Below are 20,649 nucleotides of genomic sequence, written 5' to 3' on the forward strand. Positions count from 1 at the left end.
TTTTAGATTTTTCGTCGATGAAGTGTCGCAAAGACACGCAGTGAAAGTCGGGCGCAGAGACGGAAAACTATTTCAGGTAGAGGTAACACCTCTCTTAGGGTAGTACGGCTGAACCTCGCGTTCAACGGCGGGACATTCTTTGGAATGGCCCACCCTTTGCATATCCGAAAGGGTATGACCTAGCAGTTGAAGCCTGTGACGCTGCCGCCCGTTTTAGTCGGAACGGGTGAAAAACTCTATCATTGCTTAACTTTTGTAGCTTTTGATAGGTTTTAGAAACCAGGCTGTTATATGTCTGAAGGAAAAATTAAAACGGCACTGGAAAAGGCACTGGAACGCTCAGAAAAATTTCGCCAAGTATCAACAGAAGAATTAAAACTGATGGAGTATAAACCCCGGGGAAACAGCCTGGCCGGCAGCTTCTTGATTAAAAATACAGACCTCGCTGCTGAGCTGGCACAAGTTCCGGATGATATCCGTTCCTACGTTAAACAGGGTATAGAAGAAACACTGCTTAAAAATATTACATTACCGGAAAATGAAAACGCAAAACAATTAAGTAAAAAAGCATTAGCAGGTTTTACTTACATCAAGGAAGATCTAGAAGGGTTAAACCATATTATCGGCGAGTTAGAATACCTTTTTAATTATTATCAACAGGCGGCGGAACAAGCTAAAGCCACAGTTCGTGCCCAACTCCACCAGCAATTTATGGCTGCCAAACAGCAGTTGGAAGCCCAATATGGCGGAGCAGTTGAAATTAATTTAGAAAATCAACCGGAATTCCAAAATGAATTGAGGAAGGTTATGAGCAGCCTTAACCAGCGCTTTGAAGGGGCACTTCAGCAGGCTAAAGCGAAGATAGCAGCACTGAAATAAATTAAAAAAGAGCTATAAGGGGGCGGTATAATGTCACAGCAGCTGCTGACCACTGCCGAGGTGTGCAAAACCCTTGGAATCACCCCCAGTAAATTGCGCAGGCTAACCAGCGAAGGTTACCTGGAAGTGGAAGAAATAGCTCAAATGAAACACGGTAAAATGCATCTATTTAAACCGGCGCTGGTGAAAAAACTGCTGCCTGAAATGCCCCGTATTTTAAGACGCTGGTACTCAGAAGAAAATGCCCAGGTAGGGGCCAAACAGGCAGCAGCATTACGAGCCAACAGAAGGTATTCTGTTCAAAGCATCAAGTCTCAAAAGGATGAATTTTTAGCATCACTGGACCTGGCTCCGGAACGAATCGGCCGCTTAATGCGGGCTTCATACTACCTGTTTCATTTAAATCATTACGCCAAAGCTGGTATTAATTATTTATATGATTTAAAAGAACAGGTACTAAAGTGTTTTGTTGAAAATTATAATGCAGATGATGGCTTAAAAGTTTATTATGTCCAAGGCGGTCAAAGAGTGCAGTTATGTCCCGCTTGTAAAAAGAAAGCTCGTAGACAGCGGTTAAGCTATGGTGATTATGCCCGCGCCACCGGGGGATGTTCCCGGTGTACCAAAGACGATCACTTTTACAGTTTATATGAGTTTGTGCTGGAGTATGCCGAACATCGTTTTTGTTTTCACACCCCCTATACCGTAGCTAGAAAATGGTTTAAAAACCAGGACATACCTATAAAGTTTAAAGCCTCTCGTTACGAAATGGGCACTACCTTTGGCAGACCGGTTTTAGAACCGGAAGCTAAAGCCATACCCCTAAACGAAGTGGTTGAGGAACTGGAGAAGTTCTTAAATTATATCAATGATAGGTCTTTTATAAACACATAAAGTTCATTATAAATAACATTAGCCCTACCGTGCTGGTAGGGCTAATGTTATTTATTTTAACATGTGAAATACCTGATCAACATCTTTGTCACCACGACCGGATACGTTTACAACAATAATCTGATCCCTGGGTAAACCCGGTGCCATTTTAATTGCTTGGGCCACCGCATGGGCACTTTCCAATGCCGGAATTATACCTTCTGTACGAGATAATTCTTTAAATGCTTCCAGCGCCTCATCGTCATTAATAGCCACATAATCTGCCCTGCCGGTGGCCTTGAGGTAACTGTGCTCCGGTCCCACCCCGGGATAATCCAAGCCGGCGGCAATGGAATGGGTAGGCAGTGGTTCGCCATTTTCATCCTGCATTACATAGCATTTAAAGCCGTGCAGTATTCCCGGTTTACCGGCACACAAGGGCGCAGCATGCCTGCCCGTTTCTAACCCCTGCCCCCCCGGTTCAACACCAATAATTTTAACTTCTTTATCTTCAACAAAGGGATGAAACAAACCAATGGCATTACTGCCGCCGCCCACACAGGCCACCAGGTAGTCCGGCAGGCGATTTTCCTTTTCTAATATCTGAGTTTTAACCTCGTTACCAATCACCGATTGAAAATGCCTTACAATCGCCGGATAAGGGTGCGGTCCCACAGCAGAACCCAGCATGTAATAGGTATGGTCGGCATTGGCCACTAAATCCTCCAGTGCTGCATCCACCGCATCCTTTAAAGTACGGGTGCCCGTGGTTACCGAAACCACTTTAGCCCCCAGCAGTTCCATGCGGAACACATTGAGAGCCTGGCGCTTGGTATCTTCTTCACCCATGTATATAACACATTCCATATTAAACATGGCACAGCCCGTAGCCGTGGCTACACCATGCTGCCCGGCTCCGGTTTCAGCAATCACTCTTTTAGCGCCCATTTTTCTGGCCAGCAGCACCTGGCCCATCACATTATTAATTTTATGCGAGCCGGTGTGGTTGAGGTCTTCTCTTTTGAGATATATTTTGGCACCACCCAGTTTTTTAGTTAACCGCTCTGCAAAGTATAAGGGACTGGGCCGCCCTACATACTCCTTAAAATAATAGTTAAGCTCGGCAATAAAATCTGGGTCATCTTTAAAGCGGAGAAACGCCGCCTCCAGATCACCCAGTACGCTACCCAGTTCTTCAGGGACATAGGAACCCCCAAAATCACCATAAAAACCTTTTAAGCTGCTCATCTCTTCTCCTCCTTGCCTTTCTAATTCTAACCTCAGCTAGAGTAGATTGTCGTCATTATAACATCAGCAAAGGAAATTGACAATAGTTAATTAATTTACCAAAACAAATAAAACCCTAATGATCCTGCAGTCTGGATTAAACAACCTAAACTTCCAGTTCCAACCATAAACCTGCCGGGTTAAGTTTTGGCCGCTGCTTTTTTAACGCTCTTCTTTCACAAATTTCAGTCTGCGTTTTCAGTCGGCGAAGTGAACCCTTTAAATAACCTTCCTAATTAATTACATTTATTTTTTATCTATATATTTTATACTAAGAAGATTTAATGAAAATAATATTATAATTATAGTAGGTGTATATTTTGTTATAAAATTGAATTTAGGGAAAAATAAATATGTAAACAATATTATCATATAAAGAACAACCATTACTTTATGAATAAATTTTTTCCAATGTATCTTTTAAATATATTATCTATAAAGTTATCTAACCGGAAGTAAAAAACAGCTAAAGCAATCACTATATTTACAGTTATTATAAAATACAAATAAGATACATCAACCAAATTAAAATTATTGCTGATATTTATTGATGATATTATTAATAAAAAAAATATAGATATTAGCTGTGTTTTGCTTAATATATTGAAAAATATATTCTTTTTTTCGTTGTTCATGCCGTAAAAATGAGGAGTAAAAATAAAATATAAAAAGGTGAGCAAGTATAAATATTTACTTGGGTTATCTAAAATAAAATTCATTTAAAAACCAAATCCTTCCTTTCTTGGGGAAAAACACCGGAAGCGCACCACTATATTCTAAGATTTATCTTTAGATAACTGTTCAAATATTTTCTTATTTAAATTAATTAGTTCATCCAATTTATCTATTATCGCTTCTTCTCGCTTGCGTCGAAGTTTTAGTCCATTTATTACTTTCCGATATATGCTGTATAAAAGGAATATCAGTAAAATAATCGTGAGAATATTAAATAATTGCCATAAAAGCGAAATATTAAATAATTCCATTAAAAAACATCACCTTCCCAATTTACATTTTAGATATTTCCCTTTCATTTAAAGTCACCTTCTTTAACAAAAAAATGACTACAAACCCATTTTTTCTTTATTAATTGTTAAAATTCGGCCATTTCAGGGCGTTTCTTTAGCCAAAAATTCTGAAAATATGCCTTTTATACAGCAAATTCTTGAATAATTGGCCAAATACCTTCCCACACCAGTAAAAAATAATAAAATTTTCCGTCGCCCCCGGAAGTTTTTCTCGCTATTGCAGGTCGACGGAAAATTTTTTGCGTTTTAAAATAGATTTTTGCATTAAATTAGTAATATTTTTTACTGTTCAAAAATCCCTGTACATCGTTCAATGCTTCGCCAAAGCGCTGGAAGTGCACCACTTCTCTCTCTCTCAAAAATCTCAAACCATCTTTTAACAGCGGGTCGTCGGTAAGTTGAATTAGCTGTTCGTAGGCCTGGCGGGCTTTTTGTTCCGCTGCCATATCTTCAGTTAAATCGGACACCGGGTCCCCCTGGGCCTGAATATAGGTAGCGGTCCAAGGTACCCCGTTGGGATCCACGTAAAATAAAGCACTGTTGTGCACTGCATAGTGCCCACCTAAGCCTTCCCGTTTTAAAACTTCCAGTGGTACATCTTTAAGCAGTTTATATATCATGGTAGCAATCATTTCCAGGTGAGCCAGTTCTTCGGTCCCAATGTCGGTAAGCAGCCCTTTAGCTTTTTTTGTCGGCATGCTGTAGCGCTGGTTCATATAGCGCAAGGCGGCAGACAGTTCACCGTCCGGCCCGCCATATTGGGTAAGTAAATATTTAGCCATTTTCACATCGGGTTTACTTACCCGGATGGGGTATTGTAGTTTTTTCTCATATATCCACATAGGGTAAGTCCCTCCTAGTATTCAATTTCCCATGGCCAGGGCGTTTCAATCCATCCCCAGGGGTACTGTACCGGGGTATAACCGCAGACACTTAGCGCTCCACAGTATGCTTCATATTCCCGTTTTAAATGATTAACTTTATCACAAGCATTTATATAGTCATTATAAGCCTCAAGATCTTCCGGATGGGTATCTAAATAAAGCCCTAATTCTAACTGAACAAAACTCCACTCCATAAGTTCGCTGAGCAGTTCCTTACATCTCATATGCATAACGCAGCATTCCCTCCTTATTTAGCGCTGCTTTTTACGCAGCATTGGCGGTCTTTTATTACAGTACGGTATAGGTACCACCGGAGGTTTTCTGTCGGGGTAATAAGGACTGTACAGTTCTGGGAAAAGCGTTCCCTTTTTCTGTGCTTCACACGGTGAATAGGTGCGCCCGTATACCTGCCAGGGAATGTGCGCATAACCCAGGCACTGCAATGGATAGTAGTAACCGGGATAGGGGTAAGGCGCACACTTATAACCGGGGCCCTGGCAGGGGTCATCCGGGTAATCAGGGTAGTCAGGATATTCCGGGCAGCCGGGGTGCTCAGGGTAATCAGGACATCCCGGGCAATGATCCGGGTAATCTGGATATTCTGGGCAGCCAGGGTAACATTGTTCTTTTGCTTCCTGTGGTTCTGTATTCATCTGCTCGTCATTTGACTTTATTTCTTGATCCGTTTCTGTCATTTTTTCAGCTTGTTCTTCTTTCACCGGTTCAAGCTGTACCGGTTCTGCTGCGGGGGGTTCCGGGGCTGCTTTAGGCTTTTTAAAATGCTCTTCTTTATCCCCGTTTGGTCCGGGTTTGAAGATAATCTTCATAATGCAACCTCCTTCGACTTTTTTATATACTATGAACCAATGCCATCATTTGCCACATGCAGCAAATATTCTCTTTCAACAAAATAGTTAAGCCCAAACAGCCCCTTTAAAAAGTCCACCAATAAAAAAATCCTCAAATTGAGGATTCGAAAATAGAAAATGTCAATGTTTAACCACCGGCAATATATTGATAACTTTTAACACTAAATCTTACCCATTGATTAACGTATAGTGGAACCGAAGCACTTTGATAGCAAATCAATTCCCCGCTTAAACCGTCAACTTTTAGTCGTACTTCGGTATATTGTCCTGCAAAATTACAGGCAGCCACTTGAGCATTAAATTTACCCTGCTCTTCAATAATTATCTGGTCCCTGCCAATAGACAGCCAGCCATGTTGGGCTTTACATTCCCCCGGTAACGGGAATTTACCTAAGGGCGTTTCCAGAATATTATTCTGCACTTTTGCCGGCAGTAAGTTAGACTTAACTAAAAATCCAGCCACAAATTTGCTTATGGGGTTATGATAGATTTCATAAGGAGTACCATACTGTTCAATAACTCCCTGGTTCATAATCACCATCTTATCTGCCACAGACAGTGCATCCTGCTGATCGTGGGTAACTAAAACAGTGGTAACCCCGGTAGATTTTACTATCTGCTTTATCTCTTCTCTCATTTCATACCTAAGTTCGGCATCCAGATTGCTAAAGGGTTCATCCATCAATAACACAACCGGGTCCCTTGCCAGCGCCCTGGCCAGTGCAACCCTCTGCTGCTGCCCCCCGGATAACTGGTGGGGAAAACGGTTTTCATAACCCTCTAAATTTACCAGTTCAAGAAGCTGCTGCAATCTTTCTTTACGCTTTTGTTTGCCCTGCTTTAAACCAAAAATTATATTCTCACCAACCGTTAAATGAGGAAACAGAGCATAATCCTGAAAAACCATTCCTATGCCCCTTTTCTCCACTGGAATGTAAACATCCTTAGAAGACACAACCTTACCGTTGATATAAATTGCACCTTCATCCAGTGTCTCAAACCCGGCAATTAAGCGCAGAGTAGTAGTTTTACCACACCCACTGGGCCCCAACAAGGCTAAAATTTCACCTTTTTCCACCATAACGCTAAAGTATTTTACCGCGGGCTTTGGGCTGCCGTTATATCGTTTTGTAACATTATCCATCTTTATTACACTCATTATCACACCACCTAATATTTACTCAATACCCACCGCAGCGGCAGGATAGACACCAGCAGTATCAGCAGCGCACTGGGGGCTGCCAGTTCATAAAAACCCTCGCTGGCCTCAATCCAAATTCGTACCGCCAAAGTATCCAATCCCGCCGGCCTTAACAAAAGAGTAGCCGGCAGTTCTTTAATTGAACTGACAAATACCAAAGCCCCGCCGGCCAATACCCCCGGTTTTACTAAAGGTATTATCACCTGAATAATTACCTGCCAGGGCCGTTTGCCCAGGCTTAGCGCTGCTTCATCCAACCGGGGAGATATAAGACTCATTGCCGAATCCCCGGCCTGCATGGCCTGGGGTAAAAAACGCAAAATATACGCAGTAATTAACATAGCCGCCGTCCCATAAAGAAAAGGTATATATTTTATGTAAACAAATACCACCCCTAGGGCTACAATAACGCCGGGCAAAGCATAACCGGCATAGCTTATTTTATCCACTATTAAACTTAACCGGGATGGATATCTGGATTTCAAATAAATTAATGGCAGTGAAAGCAGCATGCAAATTACCGCTGCCAGTGCGGATATGGAAAAACTATTCCACATATACCGGAAGAATTGAACATCCAGTACTCCTTTGGCAATTCCTATCCAACCCCAGTATGCAATTACCCCCAAAGGCAGTACTACAAAACTAAAAACTGCTAAATTGACCAAAACCAAAGCAGGCCATTTCCACCTGCCCAAACCATATATTTTGCCGGTACGATAATTTCTCTCCGTTTGGTAAAATTTCATTTTTTCTCTTGATTTACTTTCCAACCAGAGAAACACCAGCGTTATGGCTATTAATATAAAACTTAAGATAGCTGCCCCGGAACGATCAAAACTTCCCATTTGAAAGTAAATAGCTGCGGTAAAAGTGGGATAACGCATCATTGCCACTGCACCAAAATCAGACAATATATACAGTGCCACTAAAATGCTTCCGGCACCAATGGCAGGTCGTAAAGCAGGCAGAATTACTTTTAAAAAAGTTTTTCCAGCGTTCAGACCGCAGCAGCGAGCTGCTTCTTCAAAATTTGTATTCATTCTTTTTAGGGCAGCACTGACAATTAAATACACATACGGGTAGGTAAATCCAGTTAAAACAAATGCTGTGGGACCAAAGGTAAATAAATCGAACAGCGGGTTTCCCAACCAGTCATGCAGTAACCCCCTGGGGCCAAATATAATTATGTAACTGATTGCTCCCACATAGGGCGGAATAACCAGCGGTAAAGCCAAAACCCAACTCCAAAACCTTCTGCCAGGCAGATCGGTCCGGTTTACCAACCAGGCCAAAACCACCCCAATAATGCCGGCCATAAGGGTTACTGTCAATGTCATAGTCAAAGTACTCCACAACAATTCCGGCACCCTGGTATCTAACAGCCTCATCCAGCGCTCAATGCCACTCTGGGCGGCCCTAACAATTACATATAGGATGGGTATAAACATTGCCGCCCCTATGACTGAAGTGCCCAGGTACAACATTGGTGCAGCCTTTTTTCCAATCATGTCAGATGCAGGAAGGCCCAATGTTTTTGGGCCTTCCTGCCGCTCCTTTCTCTGTATTATTTAATTTCAAGGGCCAAACCCGATTCTTCAATTAGTTGTTTAGCGTCGTTCCAAACAGGTCCAATTTCCTTCAGCGGCATATCCATTATTTTATATTCATTAATTTTCTTGGCCTCCGGTATTGCTTCAACATCCGGGTGTAAAGGCACTTCTTTACTGTTATAAGCAAACACTTTCATTTGTTCCGGCTGCAAAAGGAAATCAATAAATTTCTTAGCATTATCCATATTGGGCCCACCTTTTATCAACGCTACCCCGGCCGCATTAACAAATACACCCATTCCATCCTGATCGGGATATATAACCCCTACATTGTTATCCTTATCTTCATACAGCTGCTGGTGGTAATAATAGTTGTTTACTAAACCAAACTTAAATTCCCCGGCACCAACTGCCTTCCTAATATCGGTATGTCCTTTTGTAATTGCACCGGCATTCTCTGCAATATCTGACAACCATTTTTTGGTTTTTTCATCGCCCCAAACAGCCCTTAGCGCGGCCACGTGAGCCACCATAGAACCGTTACCACCACGGGTAATGGCAAATTGTCCCTTCCATTTAGGATCAGCTATCTCTTCCAGTCTCTTTGGCATTTCTTCCTCAGTAATTAAATCCTTGTTATACATCAAAACCCGGGAGCGAGCTGACAATCCCACCCACGAGCCGTCGTCAGCTCTGAACTTAGCATCAATTACCTCTAGGGCCTTTGAATCATTTGGCGCTAATGCCCCCTGGAGCCTTAAGTATTCCATAGCCCCTGTATCATTGGAGAAAAAGATGTCTGCCTGCGGGTTATTCATCTCTTCTAAAATTTTGTTTACCGAAGCCTCATCACCGGTCAGCAGCTTGACCTTAATTCCTGTTTCAGCCTCAAAGGCATCCAGTAATGGCTTAACAAACTTTTCTTTCCTGGCCGAGTAAACCACCAACTCACCGGCTTCTTTCGTTTTCCCCTGCAGCTGTTCACCGCATCCCACCGCAATGAGCAGCAGCATAGACATGACTAAAAATAAAATTAAACCCTTTGCTTTTTTCATTTGTGCATCCCCCTTAGCTGTCATATAATTGATAACTGTTATCAGTATAATGATAACGGTTATCATTGTCAATGGGATGCCGTTTTAGCAGCTTAGTTCGCAAATAAACCGGTATGCATTTTAAAGCCAGAAGCCTTATTAACCCCGCCATAACAACGGAAATAATATCAAAATAAACTTTTTTACCTGCATATATCACTGAACGGATTAATTTAACCAGCACTTAAATTAAGAAACATTGAACTGCTTCTTATAACTTAACCATCCTAATTGACCCCTGCAGGGGTTCATATTATGATGAAAATACTAATATGGAAAGTAATAATTTTGGGAGTGACATGACACTATGAACAGCAGCAGATTGAGCAGTGAAGTTAAAAAGCTCACTGTCTTTCGTCAATTACTGGAGGACAGCGTTATGCAGGCAATGCTTAACTTTTTAGATTCCGGCAGCAGCAATAAAGAAAGTGCCTATGGAGAGTTATATTATAAACTGACACTGGCCGCAGAAAAAAATTTTTTATTTGTAAAAAACGGCTGGCAAAATCATCTTTTAAATTTAATTTTATATCACGATAACCCCTTTACCCGCCAGGCCGCCTTCGGCCGGCACATCAGCCCATCGCTGTACAGAGCAGCTGAACATGATCTGCAGATTTTACATCACTTGTTCCAATTGGATATAGCATCACCGGTACCTTGGGATGAAATGTTTACTGAAAATAATAAATCAGAACAAATTTTTAGTTTTACTAAAAAAATAATCCAATCCCTGGTTGCAGCCAAAAGCTGGGAAAATTGTGTTCACTCTTTAATAGACTACTACTCTGCAGCGGGAGCGGGCATATTCGGCCGTTATCATACTTTACGTTGGGATGGAGAACGGTGCAGCATTGTAGGAGTAAACAGCCCCGACCCGGTTAAACTTACAGACCTCATCGGCTACCAGCGTGAAAGACAAACGGTGCTGGACAATACAGAAGCATTTTTATCCGGGAAAACAGCCAACAATGTTCTATTATACGGCGACCGCGGTACCGGTAAATCATCCACTGTAAAGGCATTGGCAAATGCATACGGAGAAAAAGGCTTACGCCTAATAGAAATACCCAAACAATACCTGTCCGATTTCCCGGTCATTATTAATAAATTAAGTAATCGCGCCCAGTATTTTATTTTGTTTGTTGATGATTTATCCTTTGAGGATTTCGAAGTGGAGTACAAAACTTTAAAGGCCGTACTAGAAGGCGGCGTAGAAGCCAGGCCCAAAAATGTTCTGATATATGCCACCTCTAACCGGCGGCATTTGATTAGAGAAAGTTTTAGTGAACGTCAGCAGGATGATGTACACGCAGCAGACACCATGCAGGAAAAACTTTCTCTATCCGACCGCTTCGGCCTGGTGGTAACCTTTTCGGCCCCGGGTCAAAAACAATATTTGGAAATAGTGGAAGGATTGGCAAAACAGCGGGGGTTAAGAATTAAAAAAGAAGAACTGCACAGGCGGGCACTGCAATGGGCACTAAATCACAGCGGCCGTTCAGGCAGGACGGCAAGGCAGTTTATTGATTATTTGACAGGCAGTGAATTTCATCGACTTAATCAGCATCAACAGCTTTAATCTTTTTTATCGTACCTTCCCATACAATATACGGCCGGTGATCTTCCTGTTCCCGTTCTTTGGAATCCATTTTCACCAGGTCATAAATTCGCTGATCTTTCAATAATTCCTGCCAGCACTGGGCCACTGCCTTTATAAAGTCCTTTCTTAATGGTATTTTCTCTGTTATCAGCGGGCAGGAATAGGGTAATGGCAGTGTTTCGTAAATCAACAGCAGGGTATCATCTCCCAGCAGGTGAGGTGCAAGGGGAAATAAACGGCAGCTGAGCGGCCTTTTTTCCCTGGGGCAGGGTTTGGTACAGCGCACGAAATACACCGGGTAACTCCATGAAGGTGGGAATTCGTCTTCCACCGGGTGACGCCGTTCCCACCGCAACCAATCTTCTTTCCCGGTAAACATCACTTCTTCCCCGGGAAAAAGGTACATCCCCAATGTGTTTTCTTTGTCCGGTTGACAGCATATGCTGCGGCACAAATTCCCGCAGTCACCCTGCAGCGGGGTAACATCACCAGTAAGGTTGTATAATTTCTTATAGTCCACAGTCTTTTTAGTCATGGTTTTATTATATCACAGCCATCAATAATTAAGCAGGTTTTGTATATCCCGCGGCAGTGGCGATTGTAATGAAAGTAATGCACCAGTTACCGGGTGAGTTAAACTTACCCGGTAACAGTGCAGGGCCTGCCTGTTTATCCCCTCATTCAGTCCCCCGTAAAGGCTGTCCCCCAGCAGCGGATGTCCAATGTGGCTCATATGTACTCTTATTTGGTGGGTACGCCCCGTTTCTAACTGCAGCTTTACCACCGTGTTATTCCCACAATACTTCTCCACTTGATAGCGGGTTACCGCTTTTCTTCCACCGCAGTCCACCGTGTGTTTTATTTTACTGTCCCGGCAGCGTGCAATGGGCAGGGCAATTACAGCCTGCAGCTGCTTTAACATGCCGTGCACCACCGCCAAATACTCCCGTTGAAAATCAATGCTGTGCAGCTGCTGTGACAGGCGGAACCCGGCATAAGGATGCTTTGCTATCACCACCAGGCCGGAGGTGTTCCGGTCTAAACGTGATACCGGGTGAAAAGTTCCTTCAATATTGTTTTTACGGTAATGGTGCAGCACTGCATTGGCCAGCGTATTGTAGGGTTCGTGCTTTAACGGGTGTACCAGCATATGCGGGGGCTTATTCACCACCAGCAGGTGCCGGTCTTCGTAAATAATGTCCATGGGTATGGGCTGGGGTTCGATACCGGTATTTGGGGTTAATTGAATGTCAATACTTAATATGTCTCCTTCTTTCAGCCGCTGTTTCAGGTAAACGGGCCGGCCGTTTAAACATACACCGGAGCATCTCTTTAACCGGCGTATCATAGTCTGAGAAAAACCCAGTTTTTTGCGCAGCAGTTTTTCTGCACTGTACCCTGATTGATCCTCGGTAACCCTGTGGGTTATTTTCAAAATTTTCACCTCGAAAAATAATTATAACTTATAATTGTCAATACATAACAAAAAAGACCAGGCTTTCCTACCCTGGTCTTACTGGAGCGGAAGACGGGATTCGAACCCGCGGCCCTCGCCTTGGCAAGGCGATGCTCTACCACTGAGCTACTTCCGCACGGTGGCGGAGCTGACGGGACTTGAACCCGCGATCTCCGGCTTGACAGGCCGGCATGTTAACCACTACACCACAGCTCCACCTTCAAGTCAATTACCTTTTCATTTTACATTATCTTAACCAAAAAATCAACTGGAGCGGAAGACGGGATTCGAACCCGCGGCCCTCGCCTTGGCAAGGCGATGCTCTACCACTGAGCTACTTCCGCATGATGGCGGAGCTGACGGGACTTGAACCCGCGATCTCCGGCTTGACAGGCCGGCATGTTAACCACTACACCACAGCTCCACATTGTTTAATCAGTTGTGCTGTTCCAGCGGCAACTATTAATTTACACTATTTAGAACTAAAAGTCAACAGTTTTTTTAACACATTAATAATTTTTTTCTTAGTTCTCCGGATAAAACCCGGGAAATATTAATCTGCATTCACCGGGTAAGGCCACAGCAGTTCGCTGTGGCCTTACCCCTATCACAAAACCGTTCCTGTTTTTGCTTACTTTTCAGCCTCGGCCAATATCTTTTGCAAGTCACTTTTACTGAAATGGTACTTTTGAGCACAAAAATGGCACTGCAGTTCTGCCTCTCCCTGTTCTTCTATCATGCTGGTAAGTTCTTCCCTGCCCATGCTGATTAAAACCCTTTCCAACCTTTCCCGGCTGCAGCTGCAGGAAAATTGCACCGGGGATTTATCCAGCACCTTAACCGAAAGTTCTTTAGTCAGCATGTCAACCATATCCTCCGGTGTGGCACCCCGGTCAACAAGACTGCTCACGGGGGGCATTGATGCTAAGCCCTGTTCTAATTTCTGCAGCACATCTTCCCCTGCCCCGGGCATAAGCTGCAGTATTAATCCTCCCGCCGCCCGTACACTGTTATCTGTTTCCACCAGCACACCCAGTGACACAGCCGACGGGGTCTGTTCAGACTTTAATAAATAGGCGGCCAAGTCTTCTCCTATTTCTCCCGATACCAGCTGCACCGTTCCGGTGAAGGGCTCTTTAAGGCCCAAATCTCTGCTGATAGACAGCGTTCCCTTACCAACGGCAGCCCCCACTGCCAGTTTCCCCTTTACACTGGGCAGGTGTACCTGGGGATTCTGTACATAACCCCGCACATTGCCACGGGCATCAGCTGTAACCACTATGGCCCCCAGCGGCCCATCCCCCAGTACCCTGATGGTTATTAGGTCTTCCCCTTTCATGTTGGCCCCCAGCAGCAGCGCGGCGGTCATTGTACGTCCCAGGGCAGAGGTGGCAATGGGCCAGGTGTTATGACGCCGGCGGGCCTCTTCAACTAAATTAGTGGAAACACAGGCATAGACTCTAAATTGCTCGTCACTGCCCACAGCTTTTATCAAATAATCCTGCATAATTCTCACATCCTTTCCGCTACATTATACCACTGGTGTAAAAAAATAAAAAAGCCAAGGCAGCTTTGTGTTCTGCCTTGGCCTGTGTTGTTCAGGGGATTGAACCGCAGGACATTGCCGGGGATGTATGTCTAAGGTTTTCGGTTTTTCGATTGTACTTTTCTCCCATCAGCTCAACCGTCTTTCCCTGCCCCAAAGCTTTATTATCTTGCGTTCTTTTAGCCATTTTAATTCCTCCTCAATGATTTTATATTTTTAAATACCTCCCATAACGATACCCATTACCAGTATAAAAACAGCCACTCCGGTGAAGATGTATTTTGCCAACACTTCCCACCACTCCCCCAGGGGCCTGGCCGCACCTTTGTTCACCTGTTCTCTGGCTCTCTTTGCCCCATAAATCCAGAAGAAAACTATCGCAGACAATACCGCCCCAAAGGGAACGATGTAAATGGTAACCACATCTGCAAAGCTGCCAAAGAGATTCAGGTTAATATCCAGGGGTATACCAATAAGGAATCCTACAATTGTTACAATAAAAGCACTTTTAGTTCTGCCCCACCCGGTACGATCTATTATTGCCTCTACCGGTACTTCCATTAAATTAAGGGCTGAGGAAAGGGCAGCAAATACAACTGCAACAAAGAACAGAATACCAAAGATATACCCTCCGGGCATCATTTTAAATATAAAGGGCACTGTAATAAAAAGCAGCGGGGGACCGGCCTGAACATCAAGGTTAAAGGCAAAGGCTGCCGGAATAGTTACCAGCGCCGCAAGTAATGATGCTATGGTGGTGTAAAATGCTGTGTTCAGCGCCGATGAAGGTATGTCTTCACTTTCTTTTAAGTAGCTGCCATAAACCAGCATGGCAGCACCCCCCAGGGAAACGGTGAAAAAGGCCTGTCCCAGTGCCATAACCCAGGTAATGGGCTTACCCAAGTAGGACCAATCCGGTACAAATAAGAAACTTACTCCTTCCTGGGAACCGGGAAGAGTTAAAGATCTAACCATCAAGATAGCTAAAATTATAAACAGGGCCGGCATCATATATTTATTTGCCGTTTCAATACCATCTTTAACTCCCATTCTGATAATAACCAGGGTTACCACCAGCGCTATAAAATGCCACAAAATGCTTTCCGGTTTTCCGGCAAAAGTGCCAAAAAAGGCTGGTATATCCATGGTGTTAAAGGCCCCGGTAATGGACAGCACCAGGTATTTGAGTATCCACCCCACTACAATAAGGTAGAACACAAATACCCCGCTGACCCCCAGCACCGGAATAATTCCCAGCGCCGCACCGGTGCTGCCTTTCATGCCCCTTTCTTCAAACACCTTTTCGTAAGAACCAATGGCCCCCTTTTGCTGGCTTCTACCAAAGGCAAATTCCCCCATCAATCCCGTTACGCCCAGCACAAAAGTAAAAACCAGGTAAGGAACCAAAAAGGCGGCCCCACCAAATTGCCCTATCCGCCAGGGAAACATCCAGATACTGCCCAAACCCATGGCAGCGCCAATACAGGCCAATATAAATCCCGTTTTACCAGACCAAGTTTCACGCTCTTCAGTCATATTATCCCCTCTTTTCCCGGTTAAGCAGTTACCTTTGCTGGTTCCTTACTGAACAGGCCTTAACCTGGCAGTGAAGTGTCTTAAAATTTTAGGCTCATAGGTAAACTCCAGGCCTTTTAAAGTGCCGGCCTTTTCTTTAATGTTTATTAATCCGTCTGCAACTATATCCAAATGGGTGTAGGTGTATACCCGGCGGGGAATAGTCAGTCTCAGTAATTCCAGCGGTGATTCCAGGTTTTCACCGGTATCAGGGTCTCTGCCCAGCAAAAATGAACCAATCTCTACGCCCCGTACCCCAGCATCCAGGTACAGCTCGTTTGCCAACGCCTGGGCCGGAAATTGATAGTACGGTATATGAGGGAGAATTTTTTTAGCATCTACAAATACAGCATGGCCGCCGGTGGGGTATTGAATAGGAATTCCCCCTTCCCTCAGCCTTTCTCCCAAATATTTAACATGTCCAATTCTGTACTCAAGGTATTGGTAATCAATCCCTTCATAAAGTCCCCTGGCCAGCGCTTCCATATCTCTTCCCGCCAGTCCCCCATAGGTTACAAAACCTTCCATCGGCACCACCCGGGAGCAGGCTTGGTTATATAGTTCCTCATCTTCTTTTATACCTAAAAGTCCACCAATGTTAACAATGGCATCCTTTTTAGCACTCATGGTAAAACCTTCAACATAGCTGAACATTTCCTTGATTATTTCCTTAATGGATTTATCGGCATAACCCTCTTCTCTCTCTTTTATAAAGAAAGCATTTTCAGCAAATCTAGCCGCATCTATAAATATCCTTATATTGTATTTTTTGGCAATTTCACTTACTTTTCTAATATTATTCATGGATACAGGCTGTCCACCGGCACTATTACAGGTAATGGTAATTACGATAAAGGCAATTTTTTCTGCACCTTGTTCATTAATAAAAGCTTCTAATTTTTCTAAATCAAAATCACCCTTAAATGGATGGTATTTCTCAGTGTCAAAGGCATCTTCAATTACCATGTTTACAGCCCGGCCGCCGGCCAATTCCACATGGGCTTTGGTTGTATCAAAGTGCATATTGCTTATTACATACTGTCCCGGTTTTTTAATTAAAATGGGAAACAAAACCTGCTCCGCACCCCTACCCTGGTGAGTGGGAATGGTAAAATTGTAGCCAAAAATATCTTTAACAGCATTTTTAAGATTGTAAAAGTTTCTGCTGCCGGAATAAGCCTCGTCTCCCTGCATCAGGCCGGCCCACTGGTAATCACTCATGGCACCGGTACCGCTGTCTGTTAAGAGGTCAATGTACACTTCTTCTCCTCTTAATAAAAATAAGTTATATCCCGCTCGCTCCAAAGCGGCTTCCCTCTCCCGGCGGGATATTCTCTTGATTGGTTCTACCATTTTAATTCTAAAAGGTTCCGGTATAGGTCTAATTTCACTCACGCTGCTCCCTCCTGTTAAAAGAAGAATTTATTATTATAATTCCCCAGCGCTCACTTCCAATGCATTTTATTGAACAAAAGCGTTTAATAATCTTCAAAACAAGTGTAAATATTAACATTAAATTATTAAGATTATGGGAGGTAAAACAATTATGCACGAGCACAAAATAATTCAAACTGACCAGGCCCCGGCCGCCATCGGACCTTACTCCCAAGCCGTTAAATTTGGCTCAATGGTATTTGTATCCGGACAGCTGCCGGTTGATCCCGCCAGCGGTAATATCGCCAACACCATCCAGGCACAGACCCACCAATCTTTAAAAAATGTAGAAGCAATTTTAAAACAAGCCGGATGTTCGCTAAAAAACGTAGTTAAAACAACGGTATTTATTAAAAACATGGATCAGTTTAGTGAACTTAATGAGGTTTACAGCCAGTATTTTAGGGAATCCCCACCGGCCCGGGCCTGTGTGGAAGTGGCCCGGCTGCCGAAGGATGTTTTGGTAGAAATTGAAGCTGTGGCCTTTATTCCACCGGAACACCCCAGCAGAGGATGAAAAGCAGGTGGCCTTTTGTACAAGTGAGCGTTTATGGATGAGCCGCTGCCAAACTAAGGGAGGGATGCCGGTGGAGGCAGGGGCCGCACAGGAAGTGCGGCACCGGCATTTGAGCCAGGGAAGGCGAATATGCCGGGAACGTGTGCGCAGCCGGCAGACCGAGCGCTAAGTTTGGCCGGCGAAGGAATTTAAGCGAACGTTACAAAAGCCACCAGCTTAGAACCGCAGCATTTTTCAGGGTAACTTAAAAAGGCCCTATGGTATATATTTGTACCATAGGGCCTTTTAGCACCTTGTTTTATTGATATCCATACTGCAGGCTTCTTTAAGTTCATGCAATTGATTATAGTTTTCCAAAAGCAGGTTCACCCATTTAGCATCTAAATCCCCCGCTTTAACTTTTTCCAGTAATATTTGTTCTACTTTATGCCGGGACAAACCCAACCGGTAGGGCCTGTCCTCCACCAGGGCGGAAAAAATGTCGCTGACAGCCATTATTCTGGATTCTGCACTTAATTTTTTACCATCTATGCCAAAGGGATAACCCCTGCCATTTAAACATTCGTGATGATAGGAAGCCCACAGGTTTATTTCCTCAAACCCTTCCACCATTTCTAAAATACGATAGGTGTAATAGGTATGGCATTTTATAATATTGTACTCTTCTGGCGTCAACCGGCCGGGTTTTTCCAATATTGATTCCGGCACCGCCAGTTTTCCCAAATCGTGCAGCAGCCCAGCCACCCGCATGGCCCGGCAGTGATCGCGGGAAAAACCGGCCAATTCGGCCATCTCCCCGGCCACCAGGGATACCAACCGGGAATGCACATGAGTAAAGCGGCTCTTGCCGTCAATTACCCGGGCAAAAACCTCACCGACACTTAAAAGTTCCTCCATGCTGACATTTTTTCTGCCCGGCTTAATCCGGCTGAGCAGTATTCTTTCATAATTACCGCCGGTTAAATCCAGCCAGAAACTCTCCCTCCGGGCCAGGTCCACCAGTGCCAGTACAAGCTGGGGATCAAAAAAAACCCCGGCCAGAGAAGTAATTTTTTTTATAATTTCATCCCTCTGCTGCAGTATGTACCGGCCGCTGTCAATTAACACGTCTACCCGGTCGGCCAGGTGAATTATCCTGCTGGCCAAAGGTATGCTTTCCCCGGCCAGCCCGGTTTTATTTTTACCATCCCACCGGTCATGATGGCAAAGTATAACCACAGATAGAGGCTTGAGCAGCGGTGAAGAATTTACAAGCCGCTCACCGCGCATACAGTGGTCATAAGTGTTTTGAACTTCAAAATCCACCAACCTGGCCTTTTCAGTAAAGTTAATGGTTCCAATATCATGCAATAGCGAAGCGCAAACCACTTCACTGGTTTCATTTTCATTAAGCCCTATTTTCCGGGCTATTTGCTGGGCTATTAAAGCAACTCTGATATGGTGTTTCATTAATCCCTTTCCGGTAAAATCCAAGGCTGTGGACAGGGCAAATAACAGTTTATAATAATCGATATTCAAATCTTTCACCAAATTCCCACCTCTATTGGGGTTAATAACAATTTATGTTATTTATCTTGTTGCGGAATACTGCCGGGGCTGGAAGTTTACCCTTGCTTTAATAAACTTAAGTATTTTAATATTTACTGGGAGGGAAAAGAATATGAAAAACAGCTATTTAACTTTACAACAGCCGGTTCAAACAGAAATTATCATTAAAAAGTCTCGTTTTATCACATCTGCTTCCCCGGTTGATAATGAGGATGAAGCCAATGCATTTATAGAACAAATTCGCACTGAACACAGTACCGCCACCCACAATGTGTTTGCTTATGTCATCAACGAGCAGGTTCAGCGTTTCAGCGATGACGGCGAGCCCAGCGGTACGGCCGGCAGGCCGGTATTAGAAGTAATCAACCGCAAAGGATTGTCTAAAACGGCACTGGTGGTTACCAGGTATTTCGGGGGAATAATGCTTGGCGCCGGTGGTTTAGTGCGGGCGTATTCAGAAGCGGCGGTAAAGGGTATTGAAACAGCGGGAATAGTAGAAAAACTACTGCACCGGCAGTTGAACATCACCATGGACTATCACTGGATAGGCTTGGTAAAACGCGAGGTGGAAAATGCCGGGGCAAAACAACTCCATATCCAGTACCTCCAGCAGGTCAAAATGCAGTTTTACCTGCTGCCCGATGCCGCAAAGAGTTTAACTCAAAAGCTAATCGAGGCCACCGCTGCACAAATTAATATTGAGGAAGGGCCGTTATCTTACATATAACTGTGCACCGCATCCCTGCCAGAACATGAAAAAGATTGCCCGCCTCTCCGCCAAGGCCAACCACCCTGTAAGGGCTTGGGTAATCAAGCCCTTGCTTTATCAATTTGCCGTTTTTTGGGGCAGTACCACCGTCCACTTTTCCGGGTGCCGGGCAATCTTACCCGTCTCTGTGTTCTGCAGTACAAAAGCAGATTTTTGGTAGAGGTCTTTTAAATTTTCCTCGGATTTAAGTATCTCCTCCCGGGTGTAATTGATGGCTGTGTTTTTCAGATACTTCCACACCATATAGCGCACATACACTGCTGAAATTGTAATTAACAGGCCGTACAGCCACGGGCTCACAAAAAATATGCAGTACAGGCCGATAATTAAAGAATAACCGGCCATGGTGGACAATGTGCGCAATCTGAGCAGGAACTTGGATAATTTTATTTCTCCTTTATAAATTTTTTCATTGTAGTGTTCAATACTCTTGCGCCGGTCTAATTTAATCTTTATTTTATTGTTTTGTACCATTTCTTTCAGTACGTCAAAACGTGTTGGTTCAAACATGCTGCTTCACCCACCTCACTGAG

At 43.9% G+C, this 20,649-nt stretch carries 20 protein-coding genes and 4 tRNA genes; 5 read left to right on the top strand and 19 right to left on the bottom strand.

What is annotated here, in order from left to right:
* The first annotated feature begins 291 nt into the window (after window positions 1–291).
* Window positions 292–879: a hypothetical protein gene (locus JOC37_RS10080; protein WP_204618565.1), complete on the top strand. Its 588-nt coding sequence runs from the start codon at window positions 292–294 to the stop codon at window positions 877–879.
* A gap of 30 nt (window positions 880–909) precedes the next feature.
* Window positions 910–1,773 (top strand): helix-turn-helix domain-containing protein, encoded by an 864-nt coding sequence (locus JOC37_RS10085; protein ID WP_204618567.1) that lies wholly within the window; start codon window positions 910–912, stop codon window positions 1,771–1,773.
* A 51-nt stretch (window positions 1,774–1,824) separates the two neighbouring features.
* On the opposite strand, the gene trpB is transcribed toward JOC37_RS10085, so the two are convergent.
* The 7 genes from trpB to JOC37_RS10120 all read right to left on the bottom strand — a co-directional run bounded on the left by trpB (window position 1,825) and on the right by JOC37_RS10120 (window position 9,629).
* Window positions 1,825–3,000 carry a tryptophan synthase subunit beta gene (gene trpB / locus JOC37_RS10090; protein WP_204618568.1) on the bottom strand — a complete coding sequence of 392 codons (1,176 nt, stop codon included), beginning with the start codon at window positions 2,998–3,000 and terminating at the stop codon, window positions 1,825–1,827.
* A gap of 1,336 nt (window positions 3,001–4,336) precedes the next feature.
* Window positions 4,337–4,909, bottom strand: a complete 573-nt coding sequence (locus JOC37_RS10095; protein WP_204618570.1) for a manganese catalase family protein — start codon at window positions 4,907–4,909, stop codon at window positions 4,337–4,339.
* A 14-nt stretch (window positions 4,910–4,923) separates the two neighbouring features.
* Window positions 4,924–5,181, bottom strand: coding sequence for a spore coat protein CotJB (locus JOC37_RS10100; RefSeq protein ID WP_204618572.1), 258 nt, complete (start codon window positions 5,179–5,181; stop codon window positions 4,924–4,926).
* Window positions 5,182–5,202: 21 nt separating this feature from the next.
* Complete coding sequence (locus JOC37_RS10105; RefSeq protein ID WP_238480870.1) at window positions 5,203–5,778, bottom strand: spore coat associated protein CotJA; 576 nt, start codon at window positions 5,776–5,778, stop codon at window positions 5,203–5,205.
* Window positions 5,779–5,947: 169 nt separating this feature from the next.
* Window positions 5,948–6,979: an ABC transporter ATP-binding protein gene (locus JOC37_RS10110; RefSeq protein ID WP_204618574.1), complete on the bottom strand. Its 1,032-nt coding sequence runs from the start codon at window positions 6,977–6,979 to the stop codon at window positions 5,948–5,950.
* Window positions 6,980–6,990: 11 nt separating this feature from the next.
* Complete coding sequence (locus JOC37_RS10115) at window positions 6,991–8,472, bottom strand: ABC transporter permease (protein WP_204618576.1); 1,482 nt, start codon at window positions 8,470–8,472, stop codon at window positions 6,991–6,993.
* A 116-nt stretch (window positions 8,473–8,588) separates the two neighbouring features.
* Window positions 8,589–9,629, bottom strand: a complete 1,041-nt coding sequence (locus JOC37_RS10120) for an extracellular solute-binding protein (protein WP_204618578.1) — start codon at window positions 9,627–9,629, stop codon at window positions 8,589–8,591.
* Between the two features lie 346 nt (window positions 9,630–9,975).
* Here JOC37_RS10120 and JOC37_RS10125 point away from each other — a divergent pair, with 346 nt between their 5' ends.
* Window positions 9,976–11,250: an ATP-binding protein gene (locus tag JOC37_RS10125; protein ID WP_204618580.1), complete on the top strand. Its 1,275-nt coding sequence runs from the start codon at window positions 9,976–9,978 to the stop codon at window positions 11,248–11,250.
* Here the strand turns inward: JOC37_RS10125 and JOC37_RS10130 are convergent.
* The 10 genes from JOC37_RS10130 to JOC37_RS10170 all read right to left on the bottom strand — a co-directional run bounded on the left by JOC37_RS10130 (window position 11,228) and on the right by JOC37_RS10170 (window position 17,234).
* Window positions 11,228–11,806: a hypothetical protein gene (locus JOC37_RS10130; RefSeq protein ID WP_204618582.1), complete on the bottom strand. Its 579-nt coding sequence runs from the start codon at window positions 11,804–11,806 to the stop codon at window positions 11,228–11,230. The genes JOC37_RS10125 and JOC37_RS10130 overlap by 23 nt on opposite strands.
* A 21-nt stretch (window positions 11,807–11,827) precedes the next feature.
* Complete coding sequence (locus JOC37_RS10135; RefSeq protein WP_204618584.1) at window positions 11,828–12,706, bottom strand: RluA family pseudouridine synthase; 879 nt, start codon at window positions 12,704–12,706, stop codon at window positions 11,828–11,830.
* Window positions 12,707–12,788: 82 nt separating this feature from the next.
* Window positions 12,789–12,863 (bottom strand) — tRNA-Gly (locus JOC37_RS10140).
* Between the two features lie 4 nt (window positions 12,864–12,867).
* Window positions 12,868–12,943, bottom strand: a tRNA-Asp gene (locus JOC37_RS10145).
* A gap of 53 nt (window positions 12,944–12,996) precedes the next feature.
* Window positions 12,997–13,071: transfer RNA gene (locus tag JOC37_RS10150), tRNA-Gly, on the bottom strand.
* Window positions 13,072–13,075: 4 nt separating this feature from the next.
* Window positions 13,076–13,151: transfer RNA gene (locus JOC37_RS10155), tRNA-Asp, on the bottom strand.
* 207 nt (window positions 13,152–13,358) lie between these two features.
* Window positions 13,359–14,234, bottom strand: a complete 876-nt coding sequence (gene hslO / locus JOC37_RS10160; RefSeq protein ID WP_204618585.1) for an Hsp33 family molecular chaperone HslO — start codon at window positions 14,232–14,234, stop codon at window positions 13,359–13,361.
* A gap of 91 nt (window positions 14,235–14,325) precedes the next feature.
* Complete coding sequence (locus tag JOC37_RS13500; protein ID WP_274380954.1) at window positions 14,326–14,460, bottom strand: hypothetical protein; 135 nt, start codon at window positions 14,458–14,460, stop codon at window positions 14,326–14,328.
* A gap of 29 nt (window positions 14,461–14,489) precedes the next feature.
* Window positions 14,490–15,809: a sodium-dependent transporter gene (locus JOC37_RS10165; RefSeq protein ID WP_204618587.1), complete on the bottom strand. Its 1,320-nt coding sequence runs from the start codon at window positions 15,807–15,809 to the stop codon at window positions 14,490–14,492.
* A gap of 45 nt (window positions 15,810–15,854) precedes the next feature.
* A complete protein-coding gene (locus JOC37_RS10170; RefSeq protein WP_420797295.1) occupies window positions 15,855–17,234 on the bottom strand; it encodes a tryptophanase in 1,380 nt (459 codons plus the stop codon).
* Window positions 17,235–17,394: 160 nt separating this feature from the next.
* On the opposite strand from JOC37_RS10170, the gene JOC37_RS10175 reads away from it, so the two are divergent.
* On the top strand, window positions 17,395–17,799 hold the full coding sequence (locus JOC37_RS10175) for a RidA family protein (protein ID WP_204618591.1): 405 nt from the start codon (window positions 17,395–17,397) through the stop codon (window positions 17,797–17,799).
* 285 nt (window positions 17,800–18,084) lie between these two features.
* On the opposite strand, the gene JOC37_RS10180 is transcribed toward JOC37_RS10175, so the two are convergent.
* On the bottom strand, window positions 18,085–19,326 hold the full coding sequence (locus tag JOC37_RS10180; RefSeq protein WP_204618593.1) for an HD domain-containing phosphohydrolase: 1,242 nt from the start codon (window positions 19,324–19,326) through the stop codon (window positions 18,085–18,087).
* A gap of 133 nt (window positions 19,327–19,459) precedes the next feature.
* Between JOC37_RS10180 and JOC37_RS10185 the strand changes: the two genes are divergently transcribed.
* The gene (locus JOC37_RS10185; RefSeq protein ID WP_204618595.1) at window positions 19,460–20,074 is read left to right on the top strand and encodes a YigZ family protein; all 615 of its coding nucleotides are present in this window, start codon (window positions 19,460–19,462) and stop codon (window positions 20,072–20,074) included.
* A gap of 99 nt (window positions 20,075–20,173) precedes the next feature.
* On the opposite strand, the gene JOC37_RS10190 is transcribed toward JOC37_RS10185, so the two are convergent.
* On the bottom strand, window positions 20,174–20,626 hold the full coding sequence (locus tag JOC37_RS10190) for a hypothetical protein (RefSeq protein WP_204618597.1): 453 nt from the start codon (window positions 20,624–20,626) through the stop codon (window positions 20,174–20,176).
* Between the last annotated feature and the right edge of the window lie 23 nt (window positions 20,627–20,649).

It is taken from the genome of Desulforadius tongensis, from assembly GCF_016907915.1.
GTDB lineage: Bacteria > Bacillota > Desulfotomaculia > Desulfotomaculales > Desulfohalotomaculaceae > Desulforadius > Desulforadius tongensis.

What these genes read in the sequence shown, in the direction of transcription:
- JOC37_RS10175 (WP_204618591.1), top strand. Translation starts at nt 17,395, where the DNA reads ATGCACGAGCACAAAATAATTCAAACTGACCAGGCCCCGGCCGCCATC.
- JOC37_RS10100 (WP_204618572.1), bottom strand. Translation starts at nt 5,181, where the DNA reads ATGCATATGAGATGTAAGGAACTGCTCAGCGAACTTATGGAGTGGAGT.
- JOC37_RS13500 (WP_274380954.1), bottom strand. Translation starts at nt 14,460, where the DNA reads ATGGCTAAAAGAACGCAAGATAATAAAGCTTTGGGGCAGGGAAAGACG.
- trpB (WP_204618568.1), bottom strand. Translation starts at nt 3,000, where the DNA reads ATGAGCAGCTTAAAAGGTTTTTATGGTGATTTTGGGGGTTCCTATGTC.
- JOC37_RS10085 (WP_204618567.1), top strand. Translation starts at nt 910, where the DNA reads ATGTCACAGCAGCTGCTGACCACTGCCGAGGTGTGCAAAACCCTTGGA.
- JOC37_RS10080 (WP_204618565.1), top strand. Translation starts at nt 292, where the DNA reads ATGTCTGAAGGAAAAATTAAAACGGCACTGGAAAAGGCACTGGAACGC.
- JOC37_RS10130 (WP_204618582.1), bottom strand. Translation starts at nt 11,806, where the DNA reads ATGACTAAAAAGACTGTGGACTATAAGAAATTATACAACCTTACTGGT.
- JOC37_RS10105 (WP_238480870.1), bottom strand. Translation starts at nt 5,778, where the DNA reads ATGAAGATTATCTTCAAACCCGGACCAAACGGGGATAAAGAAGAGCAT.
- JOC37_RS10115 (WP_204618576.1), bottom strand. Translation starts at nt 8,472, where the DNA reads ATGTTTATACCCATCCTATATGTAATTGTTAGGGCCGCCCAGAGTGGC.
- JOC37_RS10120 (WP_204618578.1), bottom strand. Translation starts at nt 9,629, where the DNA reads ATGAAAAAAGCAAAGGGTTTAATTTTATTTTTAGTCATGTCTATGCTG.
- JOC37_RS10165 (WP_204618587.1), bottom strand. Translation starts at nt 15,809, where the DNA reads ATGACTGAAGAGCGTGAAACTTGGTCTGGTAAAACGGGATTTATATTG.
- hslO (WP_204618585.1), bottom strand. Translation starts at nt 14,234, where the DNA reads ATGCAGGATTATTTGATAAAAGCTGTGGGCAGTGACGAGCAATTTAGA.
- JOC37_RS10110 (WP_204618574.1), bottom strand. Translation starts at nt 6,979, where the DNA reads ATGAGTGTAATAAAGATGGATAATGTTACAAAACGATATAACGGCAGC.
- JOC37_RS10095 (WP_204618570.1), bottom strand. Translation starts at nt 4,909, where the DNA reads ATGTGGATATATGAGAAAAAACTACAATACCCCATCCGGGTAAGTAAA.
- JOC37_RS10125 (WP_204618580.1), top strand. Translation starts at nt 9,976, where the DNA reads ATGAACAGCAGCAGATTGAGCAGTGAAGTTAAAAAGCTCACTGTCTTT.
- JOC37_RS10190 (WP_204618597.1), bottom strand. Translation starts at nt 20,626, where the DNA reads ATGTTTGAACCAACACGTTTTGACGTACTGAAAGAAATGGTACAAAAC.
- JOC37_RS10185 (WP_204618595.1), top strand. Translation starts at nt 19,460, where the DNA reads ATGAAAAACAGCTATTTAACTTTACAACAGCCGGTTCAAACAGAAATT.